The organism is Kitasatospora putterlickiae (assembly GCF_039527695.1).
In the GTDB taxonomy this organism is placed as follows: domain Bacteria; phylum Actinomycetota; class Actinomycetes; order Streptomycetales; family Streptomycetaceae; genus Kitasatospora; species Kitasatospora putterlickiae.
In genome coordinates this window covers 1-4677 of the sequence record NZ_BAAAKJ010000298.1, presented here as the reverse complement: position 1 = coordinate 4677, position 4677 = coordinate 1, and the positions used below count along the sequence as shown (strand labels likewise).

The following is a 4677-nucleotide window of genomic DNA, read 5'->3' as shown; positions in this document are numbered from 1 at the left end:
GTACCCCGACGCCCTGACCCGTCGGGTCGGGTCAGTTGGCGAAGGCGTCCAGGACCTGTTCGTACTCCTGGCACCACCACGCCAACTGGCCCGCCGAGGCGGGGTAGAGCGGATCGGCCCGGTGGTCGGTCCGCTGGTAGCGCCACTGGAGCATCCAGAAGTCGTTCAGCCGCTCCCACCAGACCCGGTGCGCGGCGGCGGCCAGGTGCTCGGCGGTGGCGGCGCCGGTGGCCCGGTAGGACTGCGACCAGTGCCGGACCCGGACGAGGTCCAGCACCCCGGTGACGCGGTCGTTGAAGAGCAGGGTGGCCGCGCGGACGGCCTCCTCGGCGCGCGGTTGCGGCCCGAGCTTGTCCCAGTCCAGGACGGCCGCGATCGCGTCGTCCCGGTGCAGCAGATTGAGCCCGTGGAAGTCGCCGTGGGTCCAGCCGGTGGGCGGGGCGGCCCCGGGGAGGGGCCGGCGGTGGGCGTGCTCGGTGAGCAGCTCCAGCCGTTCGGTCAGCCGGCGCTCGACCAGGGCGTCCAGCTCGCCGTGCGGTTGGTGCTCGCGGGCCCGGCCGCGCAGTTCGCGGGCGAGCGCGGAGCTGTCGAGCGGGTCGGCGCTGCGGTAGCCGGAGGGTTGTGCGACGGGCGCGCAGACCTCGTCGAGCGCGCCGTGCAGCCGGCCGAGCAGCGCGCCCAGCTCGGCGCACCGCGGCGGCGTCAGCTCGGTGCCGTGCCGGTGCCGGCCGTCCACCCAGGGGAAGAGCGCGAACAGCCGGCCGCCGAACGCGGCGATGGTGGCGGACCGCCCGGAGAGGGGCAGCGGGGGAGCGACGGGCAGGCCCAGGGAGGCCAGCGCGCCCATCGCGCGGTGGTGGGCGTCGACGGCCTCGCGGCCGGCGGTCGCGGCGTCGACGTAGCACTTCAGGAAGTATCCGCCGGCCTCGGTGGTGACCCGGTAGCCGCGGTTCAGCAGGCCTTCGGCGACGGGTTCGGCGGTGAGCAGGCGGCCCACCCGGTAGCGGCGCAGGACCTCGGCGAGCGCGGCACGGGGGACGGGTGGGCTGAGGGTTCCTATCGGGGGCGCGCTGAGGTCGGGACGGGCTGGTGCGAGGGCAAGGGTCTGGCTGAAAGTCACAGCCAGAGGTTAGGACCTCTCGGCGGGGGTCATTGACAGGTCGTCAGTTCTGTGCATCCGCCCTATCCCTGCTGGTGGTCCGCCTGGTGGCGGGCCACGAAAGCGGCCGCCTGGGTCCGGCGCTCCATCCCCATCTTCGAGAGCAGACTGGAGACGTAGTTCTTCACCGTCTTTTCGGCGAGGTGCAGCTCGTTGCCGATCTGACGATTGGTCATCCCTTCGCCGATGAGGTCCAGGATGCGGCGCTCCTGCCTGGTGAGCTGGGAGAGCCGTTCGTCCTCCTTCTCGGCGCCGTTCCGCAGCCGGGCCAGCACCCGGCTGGTGGCGACCGGGTCGAGCAGCGAGCGGCCGGCCGCGACGTCCCGGACCGCGGCGATCAGGTCGGTGCCGCGGATCGCCTTCAGCACGTAGCCGGAGGCGCCCGCCATGATCGAGTCGAACAGCGCCTCGTCGTCCGAGAACGAGGTCAGCATCAGGCACTTGATCTCCGGCAGCCGGGAGCGGATCTCCCGGCAGACCTCGACGCCGTTGCCGTCGGGCAGCCGGACGTCCAGCACCGCGACGTCGGGGTGGACCGCAGGGATCCTGGTCAGCGCCTCGGCGGCGGTGCCGGCCTCCCCGACCACCTCGATGTCGTCCTCGACCGAGAGGAGTTCGTGAACGCCCCGGCGGACCACCTCGTGGTCGTCCAGGAGGAATACCCTGATTCGTCCCTTATCAGTCACGCGCAAAGCCTCCCATATCACCCTACGAAAGACCTCTCGCCCGCACCGGACCGGGGTCACGATCCGGCCAGAGCGGTGGAAACCGATGCCGGTAACCCCCTTACGCGGGAGCCTTCGCCCGGATAACGTGCGCAGGTGTCCTGAAGGCGACCGAATTGAGAGCTGCGCCACACGCGCGTTTGTGGATCCCGAACAACTAGGACGTCCTAGCGCAGACGCGCCAAGGGCGGACGCTGGGTAACGTTCTCGTGAGGGACGCCGTCGGAACAGGATCACCACCTGCCCCGCAGATGGGAGCGCACACCCACGCGCGCCCCGCGAGGCGGTGACCGGACCGGTCACCGGCGACCCCGGGCGGCCGGACAGACCGAGGAGTGAACGTGACCGTCAAAAGCACGGCGAGGGCTCGCAAGAAGGCTGCCCCCGGCGTCCCTGACACCCTCCGCGCCACGGGTAAGGACGCCCAGCCGGAGCTCGTGCAGCTGCTCACCCCGGAAGGGGAGCGGGTCGAGCACCCGGACTTCCCGCTCACCGTGGAGCCGGACGAGCTTCGGGCCCTCTACCGTGACCTGGTGCTGGTGCGCCGGTTCGACGCGGAGGCCACCTCGCTGCAGCGCCAGGGCGAGCTGGGCCTGTGGGCCTCGCTGCTCGGCCAGGAGGCCGCCCAGGTCGGCTCCGGCCGCGCGCTGCGGCCCGGCGACTACGCCTTCCCCACCTACCGCGAGCACGGCGTCGCCTGGTGCCGCGACGTCGATCCGCTGAACCTGCTCGGCATGTTCCGAGGCGTGAACCACGGCGGCTGGGACCCGAACGAGAAGAACTTCCACCTCTACACCATCGTGATCGGCGCGCAGACCCTGCACGCCACCGGCTACGCGATGGGCATCACCAAGGACGGCGCCGACGACGCGGTGATCGCGTACTTCGGCGACGGCGCGTCCAGCCAGGGCGACGTCAACGAGGCCTTCACCTTCGCCTCGGTCTACAACGCCCCGGTGGTGTTCTTCTGCCAGAACAACCAGTGGGCGATCTCCGAGCCCACCACCACCCAGACCCGGATCCCGCTGTACCGCCGCGCCTCCGGCTTCGGCTTCCCGGGCGTGCGGGTCGACGGCAACGACGTGCTGGCCTGCCTCGCGGTGACCCGCTGGGCCCTGGAGCACGCCCGCAGCGGCAACGGCCCGGTGCTGGTCGAGGCCTTCACCTACCGGATGGGTGCGCACACCACCTCCGACGACCCGACCCGCTACCGGCTCGCCGAGGAGACCGAGGCCTGGAAGGCCAAGGACCCGATCGCCCGGCTCCGCACCCTCCTGGAGAAGGAGGGCCTGGCCGACGAGGCGTTCTTCGCCTCGATCGACGCCGAGAGCGAGCGGCTCGGGCTGCGGGTGCGCGAGGGCGTGCGCGGCATGCCGGACCCGGACCCCACCCTGATCTTCGACCACGTCTACGCCGAGCCGCACGCGCTGGTCGATGAGGAACGGGCCGGGTACGTCGAGTACGCGGCCTCCTTCGAGGCGGGGGAGAACCTCTGATGGCCGGTCAGCTCAGCATCGCCAAGGCGCTCAACAGCGCACTGCGGAAGTCGCTGGAGAGCGACCCGAAGACCGTCCTGATGGGCGAGGACATCGGCAAGCTCGGCGGCGTCTTCCGGATCACCGACGGCCTGCAGAAGGACTTCGGGGAGGGCCGGGTGATCGACACCCCGCTCGCCGAGTCCGGCATCGTCGGCACCGCGATCGGCCTCGCGCTGCGCGGCTACCGCCCGGTGGTGGAGATCCAGTTCGACGGCTTCGTCTACCCGGCCTTCGACCAGATCGTCTCCCAGCTGGCCAAGATGCACGCCCGCGCGCTCGGCCACGTGAAGATGCCGGTCACCGTCCGCATCCCCTACGCCGGCGGCATCGGCGCGGTCGAGCACCACAGCGAGTCGCACGAGGCGTACTTCGCGCACACCGCCGGTCTGCGGGTGGTCAGCCCGTCCAACGCCCACGACGCGCACTGGATGCTGCGCCAGGCCATCGAGTCGGACGACCCGGTGATCTTCCTGGAGCCCAAGCGCCGCTACTGGGACAAGGGCGAGGTCGGCGACGCCGCCGACCTGGGCCTGCACGACGCGCGCGTGGTGCGTCCCGGCACCGACGCCACGCTGATCGCCTACGGCCCGATGGTCAAGGTCTGCCTGGAGGCCGCCGCGGCCGCCGAGGAGGACGGCCGCCGGCTGGAGGTCGTCGACCTGCGCTCGCTCACCCCGGTCGACTTCGCCGGGCTGGAGGAGTCGGTGAAGCGCACCGGGCGCGCCATCGTCGTGCACGAGGCGCCGGTGTTCCTGGGCATGGGCGCCGAGCTCGCCGCCCGGCTCACCGAGCGGTGCTTCTACCACCTGGAGGCGCCGGTCCTGCGGGTCGGCGGCTACTACGCGCCGTACCCGCCGTCGCGGGTCGAGGAGGCCTTCCTCCCCGACCTCGACCGCGTGCTCGACGCCGTCGACCGCGCCTTCGCGTACTGATCCGGGGAGCGATGATGACCACCGAAGTTCGCTCGCTCCGCGAGTTCAGGATGCCCGACGTGGGCGAGGGCCTCACCGAGGCCGAGATCCTCAGCTGGTACGTCAAGCCCGGTGACACCGTCACCGACGGGCAGGTCGTCTGCGAGGTGGAGACCGCCAAGGCCGCCGTGGAGCTGCCGATCCCGTTCAACGGGGTCGTCGAGCAGCTGTTCTTCCCGGAGGGCGCGACGGTCGACGTCGGCACCGTGATCATCTCGGTCGCGGTGGCCGGCGAGGCGGGGGCGCCCGCGGCTCCGGTCGCCGCCCCGGCTCCGGTCGCCGCC

Annotated in this window: 5 protein-coding genes; 3 read left to right on the top strand and 2 right to left on the bottom strand. The window is 71.7% G+C overall.

From position 1 onward, the window contains the following. Nucleotides 1–31: 31 nt before the first annotated feature. On the bottom strand, nucleotides 32–1120 hold the full coding sequence (locus tag ABD308_RS28830; protein WP_344340737.1) for a phosphotransferase enzyme family protein: 1089 nt from the start codon (nucleotides 1118–1120) through the stop codon (nucleotides 32–34). Between the two features lie 62 nt (nucleotides 1121–1182). Beyond that, nucleotides 1183–1845, bottom strand: coding sequence for a response regulator (locus ABD308_RS28825; protein ID WP_344340734.1), 663 nt, complete (start codon nucleotides 1843–1845; stop codon nucleotides 1183–1185). A 380-nt stretch (nucleotides 1846–2225) separates the two neighbouring features. Between ABD308_RS28825 and pdhA the strand changes: the two genes are divergently transcribed. From pdhA to ABD308_RS28810, 3 genes are all read left to right on the top strand, one after another. Then, the gene (pdhA, locus tag ABD308_RS28820; protein ID WP_425554875.1) at nucleotides 2226–3380 is read left to right on the top strand and encodes a pyruvate dehydrogenase (acetyl-transferring) E1 component subunit alpha; all 1155 of its coding nucleotides are present in this window, start codon (nucleotides 2226–2228) and stop codon (nucleotides 3378–3380) included. Then, nucleotides 3380–4354 (top strand): alpha-ketoacid dehydrogenase subunit beta, encoded by a 975-nt coding sequence (locus ABD308_RS28815; RefSeq protein ID WP_425554874.1) that lies wholly within the window; start codon nucleotides 3380–3382, stop codon nucleotides 4352–4354. The genes pdhA and ABD308_RS28815 overlap by 1 nt, the downstream gene beginning before the upstream one ends. Before the next feature lie 14 nt (nucleotides 4355–4368). Then, the coding region (locus ABD308_RS28810; RefSeq protein WP_344340728.1) for a biotin/lipoyl-containing protein at nucleotides 4369–4677 on the top strand (309 nt) is incomplete at its 3' end.

What these genes read in the sequence shown, in the direction of transcription:
- ABD308_RS28815 (WP_425554874.1), top strand. Translation starts at nt 3,380, where the DNA reads ATGGCCGGTCAGCTCAGCATCGCCAAGGCGCTCAACAGCGCACTGCGG.